At 41.8% G+C, this 16525-nt stretch carries 14 protein-coding genes; 6 read left to right on the forward strand and 8 right to left on the reverse strand.

The genetic code is table 11. The features are described from left to right. The 4 genes from ACM0OR_RS14895 to ACM0OR_RS14910 form a co-directional block, all read right to left on the reverse strand. The gene (locus ACM0OR_RS14895; RefSeq protein WP_414577048.1) at positions 1-2718 is read right to left on the reverse strand and encodes a DUF3769 domain-containing protein; all 2718 of its coding nucleotides are present in this window, start codon (positions 2716-2718) and stop codon (positions 1-3) included. A 202-nt stretch (positions 2719-2920) separates the two neighbouring features. Beyond that, positions 2921-3037, reverse strand: coding sequence for a photosystem II reaction center protein I (locus ACM0OR_RS14900; RefSeq protein ID WP_190696783.1), 117 nt, complete (start codon positions 3035-3037; stop codon positions 2921-2923). A 268-nt stretch (positions 3038-3305) separates the two neighbouring features. Further along, a complete protein-coding gene (locus ACM0OR_RS14905) occupies positions 3306-4001 on the reverse strand; it encodes an acyltransferase (protein WP_414577051.1) in 696 nt (231 codons plus the stop codon). Between the two features lie 602 nt (positions 4002-4603). Next, positions 4604-4732 carry a hypothetical protein gene (locus ACM0OR_RS14910; RefSeq protein WP_323264765.1) on the reverse strand — a complete coding sequence of 43 codons (129 nt, stop codon included), beginning with the start codon at positions 4730-4732 and terminating at the stop codon, positions 4604-4606. A 430-nt stretch (positions 4733-5162) separates the two neighbouring features. Here ACM0OR_RS14910 and ACM0OR_RS14915 point away from each other — a divergent pair, with 430 nt between their 5' ends. Next, a complete protein-coding gene (locus tag ACM0OR_RS14915; RefSeq protein ID WP_323264766.1) occupies positions 5163-5348 on the forward strand; it encodes a hypothetical protein in 186 nt (61 codons plus the stop codon). A 408-nt stretch (positions 5349-5756) separates the two neighbouring features. Beyond that, positions 5757-8321 carry an alpha-glucan family phosphorylase gene (gene glgP, locus ACM0OR_RS14920; protein WP_414577053.1) on the forward strand — a complete coding sequence of 855 codons (2565 nt, stop codon included), beginning with the start codon at positions 5757-5759 and terminating at the stop codon, positions 8319-8321. 152 nt (positions 8322-8473) lie between these two features. On the opposite strand, the gene ACM0OR_RS14925 is transcribed toward glgP, so the two are convergent. Then, entirely contained in the window at positions 8474-9214 is a 741-nt protein-coding gene (locus ACM0OR_RS14925; RefSeq protein WP_414577055.1) for a DUF429 domain-containing protein, read from the reverse strand. Between the two features lie 115 nt (positions 9215-9329). Here ACM0OR_RS14925 and ACM0OR_RS14930 point away from each other — a divergent pair, with 115 nt between their 5' ends. Next, positions 9330-9578, forward strand: coding sequence for a helix-turn-helix domain-containing protein (locus ACM0OR_RS14930; protein ID WP_414577056.1), 249 nt, complete (start codon positions 9330-9332; stop codon positions 9576-9578). Further along, positions 9575-10303 carry a restriction endonuclease gene (locus tag ACM0OR_RS14935; protein WP_414577057.1) on the forward strand — a complete coding sequence of 243 codons (729 nt, stop codon included), beginning with the start codon at positions 9575-9577 and terminating at the stop codon, positions 10301-10303. Before ACM0OR_RS14930 ends, ACM0OR_RS14935 begins: the two co-directional genes overlap by 4 nt. On the opposite strand, the gene ACM0OR_RS14940 is transcribed toward ACM0OR_RS14935, so the two are convergent. From ACM0OR_RS14940 to ACM0OR_RS14950, 3 genes are all read right to left on the reverse strand, one after another. Then, a complete protein-coding gene (locus ACM0OR_RS14940) occupies positions 10266-11459 on the reverse strand; it encodes a DNA cytosine methyltransferase (protein ID WP_414577058.1) in 1194 nt (397 codons plus the stop codon). The genes ACM0OR_RS14935 and ACM0OR_RS14940 overlap by 38 nt on opposite strands. Before the next feature lie 53 nt (positions 11460-11512). Continuing rightward, entirely contained in the window at positions 11513-12451 is a 939-nt protein-coding gene (gene pip / locus ACM0OR_RS14945; RefSeq protein WP_414577060.1) for a prolyl aminopeptidase, read from the reverse strand. Between the two features lie 236 nt (positions 12452-12687). Beyond that, positions 12688-13677 carry a CAP domain-containing protein gene (locus ACM0OR_RS14950; protein WP_414577061.1) on the reverse strand — a complete coding sequence of 330 codons (990 nt, stop codon included), beginning with the start codon at positions 13675-13677 and terminating at the stop codon, positions 12688-12690. Positions 13678-13962: 285 nt separating this feature from the next. On the opposite strand from ACM0OR_RS14950, the gene trpS reads away from it, so the two are divergent. Together trpS and ACM0OR_RS14960 are read left to right on the forward strand one after the other, a co-directional pair. After that, positions 13963-14970, forward strand: a complete 1008-nt coding sequence (gene trpS, locus ACM0OR_RS14955) for a tryptophan--tRNA ligase (protein ID WP_414577063.1) — start codon at positions 13963-13965, stop codon at positions 14968-14970. Positions 14971-15252: 282 nt separating this feature from the next. Next, positions 15253-16188, forward strand: a complete 936-nt coding sequence (locus tag ACM0OR_RS14960) for a methylenetetrahydrofolate reductase (protein ID WP_414577065.1) — start codon at positions 15253-15255, stop codon at positions 16186-16188. The last annotated feature ends 337 nt before the right edge of the window (positions 16189-16525 follow it).

Genomic DNA, 16525 nt, shown 5'->3' on the forward strand with positions numbered 1-16525 from the left:
TTAATTTTCTTGTCGTACACCACCTACTACGGATCTAACTCCACCATCAGAAAATGGATCTGTTCCACCAGTCCAGTTGAAATCACTAATACGGATGCTGAATCCACCTAATTCCAATACGGGATTGTAACGTAGGGTGATGCCGTAGGTGCGGCGGCTATACTCTAAGATGTAGTCAGTGCTGCTTTCTCTACCTGTATCTAAGTTAACTGATGTTTGAAAGCCCAAGCGGAAAGGGCCATATATTTGTTGTGAGATCCCAACACCCAAAACTTTATTATCAACAGAGCGGTCAAATAAAAAGGGTGATAGACCACTATTTAAACCTTGGGAGTAAGTCACATTAAAAGCTGTATAGTCTAAAAATGGGCGAGAAAAGTTTCCTATTTGCCCGACTAAGCCAACTGTGCCAATGAGGGTATTTTGATTATCGCCATTAGTATAGTAACTAGTAGTCCCAGTGACCCCAGCGATCGCTTGCAAGTAAGGGACTACAGGCCTGGGTGTATATTTTAATCCCTCAGTAGCGGTGGGTGCTAGTGGTTTTCCTTGCCACAGTAAAAATCCTCTACTGAGAGCCGCACTAGTTTGGAAGCGTCCTAGGGAGATGCGATCGTTCTCGCGGTTTGGCTCTAATAAGTCTTGGCGGTCTGTATTGGCGTTAATATACTGTGCGCCTGCTTGATAGCTAAGGTTAATCCCACTTTTTCCTAGGGCAATTACTGGAGAAGTAATTACACCCCCCAAACTACTTTGGACAGTTTGAAAACCCAGTGTACCGTTATAAAGGCGATCGCGGTAGCTATATTCCCAATTGACAATGTGGGGGTTAACATCACCCAAAGTCTGGCGCAACCGTAAACTGGCCTTTAAATTCTCGTCTACCTTGTCTAAGTCAAAACTAGTTAGCTCTCCAGAACCCTGAAGGATAGCTTTGGGACTCAAAATCGCATTTAACTTACCTTTTACTCCAAACAGTGAGGCTACATCATCACTGCCTTGGATCGCTCTCTGGACAAAAAATTGGGGTGTAATCTGCAAGCGTGCTTTGTCTGTGTTAACTACCGTAAAACCCCGCTCCACAAATAAACCACCACGTCTAGTACCATCGTAGCCAGGGGAGACAATTAACGGGGTTGTCTCTCGCTCTCGGCGGTCGATTGTCTGCTGATTAATGGGAAGGGGTAAGACAAAGTTTTGGTCAAATACTAGGCGTTGTCGCTCAGTAGTAATCCGGTCAATTAGGGGAGCTTCCCTGGTCACTGTCACCTTATCAGCCCGTAACTCTAGTTCTGGGGGTGAAAAGGGGTCATTAGTAATGCGGACATTTCTAGCTTGCCAACCACGGGGATAAAACTCAATTTGTCTAGCTTCAAACCGCAGTCGCTTCACCTCACCCCCTGATTTTGGTGGGGGGACATTACTCGCGTCTGCTGTACCGCCGAGAGTAAATTCAAGACCACCGGGACTGCTAATGCCTGTAGTGGGTTGATTAGCACGGATGCGATCGCTCGGCGGGTCTGTGGGAACTCCTCCGCCTGTGATATCCGTGGGTAAGAAAGCAAAATCTTCTGATGCTGAAGGGACGTTAATCTCACCACTACCGTTTTCTATATCGCCACTGTCTTGCAAAAAATTATAGCTAAAACGTTGTCCCCGTAATACTTGGTCGCCCCTTGTGAGTGCCACATTACCTTGCCCAACGGCAATTAAATTATCTAAATTAACTTGCACGCGATCGGCATCTACGACTGCACCATCAAATCGCACCACCACGTTACCTTCAGCCGTGACAATTCGCCTTTGCTCATCGTATTCTTGGCGATCTGATGTAATTTCTACAATTCTGGTTCGGACTGGTGGGGTATTTGGTGCGGTTTGAGCTTGTGGGTTACTTGGGGAAACTTTTATAGATGATGGAACTGAAGGTGGGGTTGTAGCGTTGCGGGATTTAAACTCAATGACATTTTCAATTGCTTGGTTCGTAGGTGCGCTATCAGTGGCAGATACGGAGAGATTAATGCTATCCCCAGACTGTTGTACGGTAATATTTTCTTTCTGTTCTTGCTTAATTAAGTTCTCGGTGACAACAGGTTTTTCATAATTTCTGGAACTGGGGAAAACCTGGGTGAGAGAGTCTGTTTTTTTCTGAATGGGATAACCAATTACCAAAGGCTGCCCCAAATTGGTCGCACTATGAGTAGTGAGAGGGGAAAATTCTGGCGCAAAAGCTTCCGGTGGACTGATAAATACTGCCGATTTTTTAGCGGCTGATAGAAGATTATCTGGTTGATAAGAGGTAGGGGGCAGGGGGAGGGAGGCAGGGGGAACTAAAGGTACAAACCGTCCGCTAACGCCCCTCCCTGCGGGACGCTGCGCGAATTTGGGTGATTTTTCCCCCTGCTCCCCTGCTTTTTCATGATTGGGTGCAGCATCTTCCCTAACCTCTACAATTGGTTGCTCATATTCATTCGGTGACGCTGCATTAACAATTTTAAGTTTTGACCCTTCACTTTTTTCAGGAGCAAGATTTTGGATGGGGAGTTTTTGAGGTGGCGTTTCCGGTTGTGCTGGGGAAATTTCCTGGTGATTTGGGCTACTGCTATCAACATTGCCAACGGCAGAAAACTGCTTATTACCCGCAGATAAAGTGGAATTTGCTGGTTGTATGGGTTCAACAAGAGGAGGAGGTGTAGGGGGTAGAACTGGGTGAAGCATAGGAACACAATCAACCTAACAAATAGCCAATTAATAGCCGGAAGGACGAATTTACCTTGTCTCTCCCGGCTTTTGCTTTCTGCTTATATACAGCAGGCTTTCCGGAAAAAGACACCAAACTGTAAGGAAAAACCTCTCAGCAAGTGTCTGTAACGTCTGGTGTTTTCTAGCTTCCGGCAGTCACAGATACTTTATCTAGTTCCTACTCTGCATCCCGACGGCCGGGGTTACGAGCTGGGTCATTCGACAAAAATCCGAATACAAAAATACCCACGAAGAAAGCTACCACAATATAAACAGCGATTTTTAAACTTACCATCGGTGATCTCTCCAAAATTTATGATAAAGAAGCTCTTTCTCAGTATCTGCCATGCAGAAAAGATAGCTCTTTTATATTACCCACAACTCGTTCCTTTTGGAGAGAACTACGGTGATACTTAAAGTAACTAGTCGTCTCTAGCCGACAATTTAAAAGGTAGATGTCCTTGATGGCGATCGCTGTTTCTATTTGAGATTAAGACGTGGGCTAACGGCTAAGGTTTCCCGGTAGATTATATTTCCTACAACCATTGCCCCATACCGAATGACTATTGAATAGCCAGTTCTGTCACTTTTGCTAATCGGCTTTTGATGACGCGTGCAGGTACACCTACAGCTACAGAAAATGGAGGAATATCTTTATTAACTACTGCTCCTGCGCCAATGACACTACCTTTACCGATAGTGACACCATCTAAAACCGTAACTCCATGTCCTAGCCAACAGTCATCCTCAATAACAATTCCTTTGCGGGTCACATCTTGGTATTTAATTGGCAGTGTCAGGTCTGCAAACTTGTGATTGTTAGCATATATTCCTGAATGCGCTGCGATCAGACAACGCTTACCAATTTTGATGTCTCCTGGCCCAACAATACAGACACTAGGGCCAATGAAAGTCTCGATATCAATATCAATACAAGAATCTTTCAAACACCCTATATCAACATTGCGCTCAATCCATACTCCCTCTCCTAGCCGAATTCGGTTGTTAGGGTGTCCTTTAGCATCAATCCGTACACCTTTAAGCATGTATACTCCACTACCAATTTCAATACAGGAAGTGCTGATAAATTCGACTCCATTTTGGATATAGACTGAACTACCCATCTGAGCAAAAATCTGTTTATAAAAGATATTTCTTAATTTTGTCCCAAGGGCTAATCTGGGAATATCTCCTAAAGCAGTAGTTACAAAAAGTTCTTGAAAACGCTGCCATTTTAATTTGTATTGCTGGTTATTCATGACCTAATTATCAGATGAATGGTGTTAAGAATGCGGAAGCTGTATTGAAGATGTCTTCTTTGCTGCAGTAGTGACACTTATGCCTAGATTTCTGAAGTGATATATCATTAGGAAAACAATCTATTAAATACCCACTATTTCCAGTAAATTCTTCCTTACTGGGTAAACTCATTACTTTCTATAAGACATGAGTAGTTATTAAGATTACGCCCTAATTGATATATGAAAAATCTACACATCAATTGAGTAAATCGTGCTTGGTATATCTGAAAACACAATAATTTGTGACAGTCTTGATCTATCAGTACCAACAACATAATTGCACTGATTCACAAATCAAAACTGAGGTATTTACAGAGCTTTTTTCAGCCTACTCGGTTATAAAATTGGCTTTGCTAGACAAGTAATCCTTGTATAAACAGGCGAAAATTTAGTGACAATTAATTGTAAATCCAGTCATTTTCTAGCCCAATTTAACAAGATTGAGTCAACACCACTAATTTTATACAGGTTGTATGAATTGCACAAAAAGTTTTACCTACACGCACAAATTATATTTGTGTTGTATTTTGGTTATTTTTTTTATTTAAAACACAAACAAGTTAGGGTGGAGTATCTCCAACTTCAGCCATCACATTAAAATTTACCATCGGTGCAAACAAGTAAGCTTTTCCCCGATCGCTATGACGACTTTCTTGCAACGAATTTCTAGAGTAGTCTGCTCTAATCATGTTGCACACAGATGATTTATAAATTAACGACGAAATGACACTTTTAATTAGATGGATCGATTTTGACAATAATTGCTTCCCAGCATAACACACTTTATTTTATGTGAAGCAACCCCAATAAAAGAATTTTATTTAATATTGGTGACATAGAATAAATTGGAGAATTGAGAATATTATTAATGACATAGTATTCAATATTTGTCTTTTTCTGTCTGTAAATAAAAATACATTTTCTATGATTAATAAAGAGTGAATTGCTAACTTACAATATGTCTTTATTCTCAATAATGGCGAAAATATGATGTTTACGCCTTTGTTGTAGATAACTCATCTGTTGGGGTGTAGGTTGAGAACGAAGAATCACGAAAATATACTAAATACTCAAACATGAAATTAACACGCTCCGGCAAAGCAATATGATTCAGCAGATGTGGATGCTTTGATTATTCTGCAACGAGCGATAGCATCAGGACAAAGTACAGCGATAGTCACGTCGTCAAAAAACTTACTTTCCCTGACTCAAGAAAATCAATCTAGCATCAAACTAGCGGATCAAGCCGTAGCAGAAATTGCTTTTTCTACCGTCGTTGCTTTTACCTATGTCAAAAAATACTGAAGATCCAGCATCTCTGAGTACATGAAATTTAATAACACCGAGTGAGGCGATCGCCTCAATAACAGATTTGATCTAGATTCTTCAATAAATATAATTATTATTTTGGGATCATGAGCAAAAAGATAACTTCGCAACCATATTAAAGAAAATTAAGTATTCTTAGTGAAATCGCTGCATAATTGCGAATATCTTTAGAAAATAATTAAATTTTCATAAAATTAAGTATAAATTTTCAGTGTGAGCATATAGCAAAATACTATTAGTATGAACTAATAGCCAATAGATGCGTGTAAATTTCAATGCTTAACAAAGTCATGGCATTTTTACAAACATAGTATAAAGAATTGGCAACAGTGGGTAAAGACAGTCAACAATAGCCATAGCTAAAACTAGGAACTTTGCTAACCTATGCAGCCGATTCGCACATTCAACGTTTCTCCTTCACTACCGTCACGACTCGAACCAATGCGGAAGTTGGCGTACAACTTACACTGGGATTGGAATGTTGAGACGAAAGATTTATTTCGCCGCTTAGACCCCGATCTGTGGGAATCTAGCCATCACAACCCAGTATTGATGCTAGGTACGATCAGCCAAGCGCGGCTTTTGGAAGTAGTGGAAGATGAAGGCTTCCTTGCGCAAATGGATCGTGCCGCTCGTCAATTAGAAGACTATTTGCAAGAGCGCACTTGGTATCAGAAACAACGCAGTCAGAAACCAAAGGAATGCTACGCCTATTTTTCGGCTGAATTTGGACTGGTAGATTGTCTACCTATCTATTCTGGAGGATTGGGTGTGCTGGCAGGCGATCACCTCAAATCTGCCAGTGACTTGGGGTTACCCCTAGTAGGAGTGGGTTTACTCTACCAGCAAGGCTACTTTGCTCAGTATCTCAATGTCGATGGCTGGCAGCAGGAACGTTATCTCATTAACGATTTCTACAATATGCCCTTGCACCTAGAACGCAATGCCGACGGTTCTGAACTGCGGATTGCCGTAGATTATCCAGGGCGCAAGGTATACGCTAGGGTTTGGCGGGTACAGGTGGGAACAGTACCCCTGTATATGATGGATACCAACATTGAACCAAACAACCCCTACGACCACGACATCACAGATCAGCTGTATGGTGGCGACATCGATATGCGTATCCACCAGGAGATCATGCTGGGTATCGGTGGTGTACAGCTATTAAAAGCTTTGGGTTATGAGGTGACAGCCTACCACATGAATGAAGGTCACGCCGCCTTCTCAGCCCTAGAGCGCATCCGCATCTTGATTCAAGAGCATAGATTAAGCTACGCGCAAGCTAAACAGGTGGTGATGTCTAGCAATATCTTTACCACCCATACACCTGTCCCGGCGGGGATTGACTTGTTCCCCCCCGACAAAATTATTCACTACCTGGGTTACTACGCAGATATTTTTGACTTACCCAAAGAGCAATTTTTAGGACTAGGACGGGAGAATACAGGTGACTTGTCCGCGCCCTTTAGTATGGCAGTGCTAGCCTTGAAGATGGCAACCTGTTCTAATGGTGTTGCCCAACTGCATGGTGTAGTGTCGCGCCAAATGTTCCAAGGGTTGTGGAAAAAAGTCCCCGTAGAAGAAGTACCAATTACAGCCATTACCAATGGTGTCCATGCCCGTAGTTGTGTCGCCAAACCCACTCAGGAGTTATACGATCGCTATTTAGGCCCAAATTGGTCATCAGCCGCACCCGATAGCCCGCTATGGGAACGCATGAATGCCATTCCTGATGAAGAGTTGTGGCGCAATCACGAGCGTTGCCGTTTGGATATGATTCTGTATGTGCGGGATCATTTAGTCAAGCATTTACTTGATCGTGGTGCGTCCTCCTCAGAAATTGCCCAAGCCCAAGAAGTCCTTGATCCCAATGTTTTAACCATTGGTTTTGCTCGGCGGTTTGCCACCTACAAACGTGCTACTCTGTGGATGCGGGACATTGAACGTATTAAGCGGATCTTATTAGGCAATAAAGAGCGGAAAGTGCAATTCGTGATTGCTGGGAAGGCACACCCAAAAGACATTCCCGGTAAAGAACTTATCCGCGAAATCAATCACTTCATCACTGAACAACACCTAGAAAAACACATAGTTTTTGTTCCCAACTATGATATTCACATTGCCCGATTGATGGTAGCTGGTTGCGATATCTGGTTAAACACACCCCGTCGTCCCCGCGAAGCCTCTGGTACTAGTGGGATGAAAGCAGCTATGAATGGATTGCCTAATCTCAGTGTGCTAGATGGTTGGTGGGATGAAGCCGATTACGTCCGCACAGGTTGGGCAATTGGCCACGGCGAAAACTACGAAGATCCCAACTACCAAGATGAAGTAGAAGCCAACGCTCTCTATGATTTATTGGAAAAAGAAGTAGTACCGCTATTCTATGACCATCGGGATGTTGATGGCTTACCCCGTCCTTGGGTTGCCAAAATGAAAGACGCAATTCAGTTGAATTGTCCTTTCTTCAATACAGCGCGGATGGTGGGAGAATATGCACAAAGGTCTTACTTCCCAGCTAGCGATCGCTACCATACCTTAACCTCTGACAACTATGTTCCAGCTAAAGAACTAGCAGATTGGAAGGCTAAACTCGGCGAACATTGGTTTAATATCAGAATCAAAGATATTGACGTATCTGTCGCCGCAGACATTGAAGTTAATCAAACCGTTGGTGTAAAAGCTAAGGTTGATTTGGCAACTTTAACAAATGATGATCTGCAAGTAGAACTATATCAAGGTTCAATTGATGCCAACGGCGATATTGTCAACGCTACACCTGTCGTCATGGATTACCAGGGACAGGATACGCAAGGATTAAGTGTTTACACTGCTGATATCATTTATACCACCTCTGGTTTACAAGGCTTGTCCTTGCGGGTATTGCCAAAACACCCACATTTGTCTAGTGCTTATGAACCTCGCTTGATTGCTTGGGCTGAGTAAGAGTAGTGAGTGCTGAGTAGTGAGTAGTGAGTAGTGAGTAGTGAGTAGTGAGTAGTGAGTGGCTACCTAGTTTATCTTCATGGGTTTGAGTTCTACTCTTTTGTGGGTAGTTTTGAGTATTGAATTACAACTCATAACTCATAACTCATAACTCAGCACTCATAACTCAGCACTGATTTAGGGATGACAATGTAACCTGTGGTGCGATCGCCTAACACCAAGTTACGTTGTTCACCCCAATACCACCAGTAAGCAGCCACATAAGCACAAATCAGGCTATCTAGTTTATCTTCTGTGGCTTTGAGTTCTGCTCCTGTATAGGGAATTTTATCAGTCAGCAAATTACCCAGACATAAGACTGGTTCAAACTTGGGCAGAATCTCGACAATATATTGATAAAGTTTGATTAATTCTAAGCGGCGTTCACTGATGCGCCCTTTTTTGTATTTAAGAATGCGTTCTAAGCCAAATAAATTGACTATGGCGGGATGGGGAAATACTTCTATCTGATATCTACCCGGCGTTTGTGCTGTAATTTCGGGTGCATGGGCAAAGCCACGGGATTCTAATTCTAAGCCAAAATTGATCGTGCGTTCTGCAAAGGGAAGATTTTGGTTGGCAGGGTAACAGCCGGCGTGATATTTACCGAAATATTTGTGAGTTAGTTTATCAGGAAGACGACTACCTGTAGGATTAGGAATGAGGGTAGGCGCATCTACGGCGATGAGTGCTGGTTGATTTGCTTCTACCCAGGCATCTATCCAAGTTAGGATATCTGCGATCGCATCTTTCCGTTCTAAGTCAACTAACTTTAATTTCCCTGCTACTAATTCTAAGCAACAAAGCCCACTGGGTTGTGATTTCCAACCCAAATCCACACCAATAAATTTCATAATATAAATTTAAAAGTTTATTCATTCTCACATTGTTTCTAAATTTCTAGGCAGTAAATTGCAATGTGACACATCGTCCGTAGACTGATAGTCCATAGAAGCTGAGAATCGGCACATGGATGAACCGAAACAAAAGATTCTTAGTGCTTTAGGCTATCTTGTGAGGCAACGCAGAATAGAACTGGGAATTTCACAAGAGGAACTAGGACTACGCGCCAACTTAGACCGTACATACATATCTGGTGTAGAACGCGGAGTGAGAAATCCATCCCTAACTGCTCTTGTCAGCCTTGCTAGTGGCTTAGGTATGAGCGTTTCCGTTCTTCTTGAACATCTGGAAAGAGAAGCCAATAGAACACAGTGAATAACGACTTAATAGCAGAAATTCGAGCGCAACTTAAAACTGCCCCAACACAACTGAAAGTCTTTAATCTGCTCTCAGACCAGAAATGGCATTGTCGTAAGCATGAAGGAAAGGCGATTGCATCAGAGCAGTATGCAGGTGGTGGTGGGATTAAAGGATTAAAACGTGGCAGCCAAAAGCGTGCTGGTCTTGTGATAGAAACTGAGTATAAGTATTGTGAAGTTTGCTGTAAGAAAACAAAGTGTGATCGCTGGACGGGAGAGATTCAATCAGCTAATTCTGCATCTAATATCCCTGATTCTTTAGCCCAAAGAATTTTACAAGTCTATTCGTATACAGACGTAATAGAACAGAGAAAAAGAGAACAACATGGATTAGTAATTGATCATAGATTTCCGATGGAAAGGTGGGGAGCTAATGAACCTCCACATCTAAAATCTATGAGTGATGATGCAATCAAGCAAAAGTTTCAGTTGTTGAAAAAAGATACCTCTGGTAATCACAATCTTTTAAAATCGAGAAGTTGTGAGCGATGTATCAAAACTGGTAAAAGAGGTACGCCTTTTGGGATTCGTTTTTGGTATCAAGGAGATGAAAATTGGCCTTCTGTACATCAACGCGGTGCTGAAGCTGAAGAAGGCTGTGTGGGATGTGGTTGGTATGATTTTGAAACGTGGCGTAATGCACTTAATCAAAAATTAGCTCAGTCTGATCAACATAAGTAATATCAACTTTATGATTAATGTTAAGTGCAATCTTATTTAAATAAGGTATGAGCGCATAACCAATACACTCTGCTAAACGGGGTGGGACTGCATTACCAATTTGCCACATGGCTTTTTTCATAGTCCCCTCAAAAATAAATGTATCAGGAAAGGTCTGTAATCTGGCCATTTCACGGGCTGAAATTACCCGATTTAAATATGGGTGAATATGAGTACCACCATGATTTTCTTTAACAGTCATACTTGGCTTTCCTGGATATTGTCGCTTGAAAGCATCGACATATTTTTGATATAAAGAACCCCCAGGAGGTACTTGAGCAATACGCTCCATATACTCTGATGAATGCCTAGTCCATTGATGATTAATTTCTGGTATTGGATTATATTCGGGTAAATCAGAAATCGCTGATTCAATAGGTTTATAGTCTTCTGGTGATAACTGAGCTTTGGGATATGGATTTGGCATTCCCAATCTGTTAGCAATAAAGATAGCTCTTGGTCTAATTTGTGGTACTCCATAATCAGCAGATTCTAGAATCGCTATAGAAACATTGGAATAACCAATAGACTCAAAAGCTTCAATAATTGCTTGCTTAACATTACCATTTTGAATGGTGAGAATTCCTGGTACATTTTCCATCACTATATACCAAGGACGTATTTCTGAAACAACCCGCACAAATTCATAAAATAGACGATTACGTGGATCTGTGGGGTCACGTTTACCTGCTACCGAAAACCCCTGACAAGGCGGACCACCAACAACAATATTGATTTCAGGAGAGCCTATTTTTTGCAACCAACTGTTTGGAGAAAAGTCTTCAATATCTCCACAAAAATGATGACACTGAGGAAAATTTCTTTCATGTGTAGCAGAAGCAATAGGACTAGTTTCCACACTAGCTAACGCTTTAAATCCAGCCTGTACTAATCCTTGTGTAATTCCTCCTGCACCACAGAACAGATCCACAAAAGTATATTGATATGCTGGTATTAGTGGAGTATCAATATCAATAAATATTTTGTATGGATCGAGGTCATTTTCCTCTAGTTCACGTTTGATTCGTTCATAACGTCCTAACTTTGGTGTTTTTGGCTTTTTACTAAGATTCAGCCCTTCCTCATTAGAGAAAAAAGAAAGTTGTTTACCTTGCATTTGTTGCTTGATTCTTGATAAATTCTAAAATGAGACATATCGTCTACAATATATCAAAATTTATCCGTAGCCGCAATCAAAGCACTACGAATCCCCACTTCACTCATCGAATGTCCAGCATCAGGAACAACAATAAATTCTGCTTCTGGCCAAGCACGATGTAATTCCCAAGCTGATATCATCGGGCAAACTACATCATAACGTCCTTGCACAATCACAGCAGGAATATGTCGAATACGTCCAACATTTAATAATAATTGATCATCGGTTTCTAAAAAGCCTTTATTAATAAAATAATGACACTCAATGCGAGCAAAGGCATCAGCAAATTCATCCTCACCAAAATTATGGATTAGCTGGGTATCTGTAAATAATTTACTAGTGCTAGCTTCCCAAATTGACCACGCCCGCGCTGCTGCTTGCCTAACTTGTAAATCTGGGCTAGTCAACCGTTTATAATAAGCTGTGAGCAAATCATCCCGTTCATCTACAGAAATTGGCTTGAGATATTCCTCCCAAGCATCAGGAAAAAGATAACTAGTACCTTCTTGATAAAACCAACGTAACTCTTTTTGTCTGAGCAAGAATATACCGCGTAAAATTAGCCCTAAACAACGCTCTGGATGGGTTTGGCTATAGGCTAATGATAAAGTGCTACCCCAACTACCACCAAAAACCACCCACTTTTCTATGCCTAAATGCGATCGCAGTTTTTCGATATCATTAACTAAATCCCAAGTGGTGTTTTCTCTCAACTCAGCATGGGGTTGACTTTTACCGCACCCACGCTGATCAAACATAATTAAACGCCACTTTTCAGGATGAAAATATTGCCGATAAAATGGCGGACACCCACCACCAGGTCCTCCATGCAGTAAAACGATGGGTTTACCTTGGGGATTTCCTGACTCCTCAAAATGAATTGTGTGTAATTCAGAAACCTGTAACTTTCCTTCTTTATAAGGTTCTATGAGTGGATAAAGTTCACGCATTTTTATATGTAATTATTTTTGATGGTTTAGGAAGCCTACACCGTATTTAAGGTACGATGTCAGTAAGTCGTTGGTAATAAACCTAACTATCTGAAGTTATTGTAATCAAGTTCGTAGTAAGGACTTTAGTCCTTCTTTTCAGACTAAAGTCTTTACTACAAATCTTTAATTATTTACGCCGTTCTACTTAGGTAACTTCAGAATATACTTGTTGCCGCAGAATCAACCAATAATTCCTACTTTTTGTAGAGGAATATTTGGGTAATGTAAACTTCGCCTTTGCTGTTTACCGCGGCACCAATACCTGTCAAGTTGTAGTTACCTCTAATATTGTTGAGGTGTCCCGAACTTCTCAACCAGCCTTGTACAGCTTGGGTAGCCGGATCACTATATCCCCGATTTTTAGCCACATTTTCCGCCGCACCTTGGTAAGAAATACCACTCGCCTGTATTCGGGATGAAAAACCATAATGACCAAATGGAATACTACCCTTAGCCATATTCTGACTGTGGATTCTGGCTTGATCATCTATAGCAGAATTACGAGTTAAGGCTGGTAGACCTTGAGAAGTGCGGAATTGGTTAATTTGTTGAAATACCGCCGCCTCTACAGATGTTGTATTGATTGTATTACCTGAACCCTGGGAAGGATTTGGTGTGGAAGTTTGAGTTGATGTACGAACAAAGATTTGTGTTAAGTAAACTTCGCCTTTGCTGTTTACCGCGACACCAATACCTGTCAGGTTGTAGTTACCTCTAATATTGTTGAGGTGTCCCGAACTTCTCAACCAACCTTGTACAGCTTGGGTAGCCGGATCACTATATCCGCGATTTTTAGCCACATTTTCCGCCGCACTTTGGTAAGAAATACCACTCGCCTGTATTCGGGATGAAAAACCATAATGACCAAATGGAATACTACCCTTAGCCATATTCTGACTGTGGATTCTGGCTTGATCATCTATAGCAGAATTACGAGTTAAGGCTGGTAGACCTTGAGAAGTGCGGAATTGGTTAATTTGTTGAAATACCGCCGCCTCTACAGATGCGGTGTTGATTGTAGATTGTGCTAGTTGGCGGCTAGAAACTGATCTTGGTAAAGACTTTGGTGTATGAGTTGGTATTGGTGTAGAAATAGCGATCGCCAAAGATGGGATGCAGGCGATCGCGCCACCAATACCCACCACAGTCGCCAAAACAAAGTTATTGAGGTTGGTACGAATCATTAATAGGTAGTCTTAAAGACATGGAAAGGAACTTCCACTACATCTAAGCAGACTCATCTTTAATCAACAAATAGCCTATGAGATAGCTTATTGATGTGAAAGCTCACATTACCTCGAAAAAAGCCAAAAAACCTGATAAAACGAAATTTTTGTAATTATCAGCATCAATAAAACACCACTGTCCTCTACTAATAACTAATAACGATGAGAAAATGTCAAAATGAAAGGTGTTTTGCCATCGCCACTTTTTACGGTGGGTATTTGAGATCAATAAACCGATAATTTATGGGTAAGCAGCGTGTTCTTTCTGGAGTTCAACCAACGGGTAATTTGCACTTGGGTAACTACTTAGGCGCAATTCGCAACTGGGTAGAAATCCAAGACCAGTATGATAATTTCTTTTGTGTCGTAGATTTACACGCGATTACAGTACCGCATAATCCAGCGACCTTGGCAGCAGACAGTTATACAATTGCTGCACTTTATTTAGCCTGTGGTATTGACTTAAACCACTCCAACATCTTTATTCAATCCCACGTCTCAGCCCATAGTGAACTAGCTTGGTTACTCAACTGCATCACACCCCTAAATTGGCTGCAAGACATGATTCAGTTTAAAGAAAAAGCAGTCAAGCAAGGCGAAAATGTTGGTGCAGGTTTGTTAATGTACCCCGTGCTGATGGCGGCTGATATTTTGTTGTATCAAGCTGATAAAGTGCCAGTGGGTGAAGATCAAAAACAACACTTAGAACTGACACGGGATATTGTCAACAGATTTAATCACCAATTCGCCAAGGATCAGCCTGTACTGAAATTGCCAGATCCTTTAATCCGTAAGGAAGGCGCGAGAGTAATGAGTCTAACGGATGGGACACGCAAAATGTCTAAATCCGATCCTTCCGAGTTAAGCCGGATTAATCTTTTAGATCCACCAGATCAAATTGCGAATAAAATTAAACGCTGTAAAACCGATCCAGTACGTGGTTTAACCTTTGACGACCCAGAACGCCCAGAGTGCAACAACTTGCTAACGTTATATATGTTACTCTCTAGCAAGACCAAGGAAGAAGTAGCGGCTGAGTGTCAAGATATGGGTTGGGGACAATTTAAGCCATTGTTCACCGAAACAGCAATTAATGCTTTAAAAACCATCCAAGAAAAATATCAGCAAATCATGGATGACAAAGGTTATCTAGAGTCTGTGTTACGTGATGGTAGAGAAAAAGCCGAAGCCATCGCCAACCAAACCCTAAGAGATGTAAAAGCTGCATTAGGCTATTCAATGCCTTTGTGAGTGCTGAGTTCTGAGTAGAGAGTGCTGAGTAGAGAGTGCTGTTAGCGGTAGCGGGGCGTGAGCAGCGTGCTAGTTAAGAGTTAATAGTTTTCTTCTCACCGACTTCTTCCCAGTCCCCAGTTCCCAGTCCCCAGTTCCCAGTCCCCAGTTCCCAGTCCCCAGTTCCCAATCCTCAGAGGTTCTTTAATTTTGAATTTTGAATTGAATAGTCCCCAGTTTCTAACAATTTCTCTTTGAGGTGTGATTCATAATACCCTTGAAGAGAAACCACTTATCAACGTTATGGAACATAACCATAGCCCTAGCTATAGTACATTGAATAATTTTCGTAAAGCCGCGCAAGCGGGAGAATTTTTAGTTACCGCCGAGGTAACACCACCAAAAGGGGGAAATCCCACGCACATGATTGAAATGGCGGCGACCCTTAAGGGGAGGGTTCATGCTGTCAATATTACCGATGGTAGCCGTGCAGTGTTGCGGATGTCTTCGTTGGTAGCTTCAGTTATTTTGTTACAAAATGGGATTGAACCAATCTGTCAGATGGCTTGCCGCGATCGCAACCGTATTGGTTTACAAGCCGACCTCATGGGCGCACACGCTTTAGGTATTCGTAATATTTTAGCTTTGACTGGCGACCCAGTAAAAGCAGGCGATCATCCCGAAGCCAAAGCCGTCTTTGATTTGGAAGCAGTGCGACTATTGCAACTAATTCGGAAAATGAATCAAGGTGTCGATTGCAACGATAAACCCTTAACCGATGGTGCAACAGATTTATTTGCAGGTGCAGCTGTAGACCCCCAGTGTGCCAGTTGGTCAGGTTTGCAAAGTCGCTTTGAACGTAAAATTGAAGCCGGGGCGCAATTTTTTCAAAGTCAATTAATTACTGATTTTGAAAAACTAGAAAAATTCATGGATAAGATAGCTTCAACCCATAACAAACCAATTTTGGCAGGAATTTTTCTGTTGAAATCAGCAAAAAATGCCCAATTTATTAATAGGTGCGTTCCAGGTGTAAATATACCCCAGCATATTATTGATAGGTTAGCAAAAGCCAAAGACCCCCTAGAGGAAGGCGTAAAAATTGCTGCCGAACAAGTACAGATAGCGCAACAATTATGTCATGGTGTCCACATGATGGCTGTCAAGCGGGAAGATTTGATTCCCAAAATCTTAAATTTGGCTGGAGTTACACCAGTTAATCAGGTGTTAGCGAAGTAGGCTAAGAAGTAGGGTGTGTTACGGCTATGTAAGGATTTGAGGGTGTAAACAAATGATATTTAGCCGTAACGCACCTTATGATAGCGGTGGGTTACGCGTTGCTTTAACACACCCTACAAATTTAAGTTTTACTTTATATAAGGCTTTCTGATTTTACAGCTACGGTGTACACACAAGTGCTACCAGCATACATTTCAGAACCTTGACAAAATTCTCAACTGTCATGTTGAATGTAGCGACAGCGAAATGAAACATCTAGAGACTACGGTGCAAGTCCGAGATTCTTTCCTACGGAACGCTTCGCGTTAAGCGGAGCTATGCCGCAGGCTTTACCTTT

Origin of the sequence: Anabaena sp. CCY 9402-a (genome assembly GCF_963920945.1) — a bacterium.
Taxonomy (GTDB): Bacteria; Cyanobacteriota; Cyanobacteriia; order Cyanobacteriales; family Nostocaceae; genus Trichormus; species Trichormus minutissimus.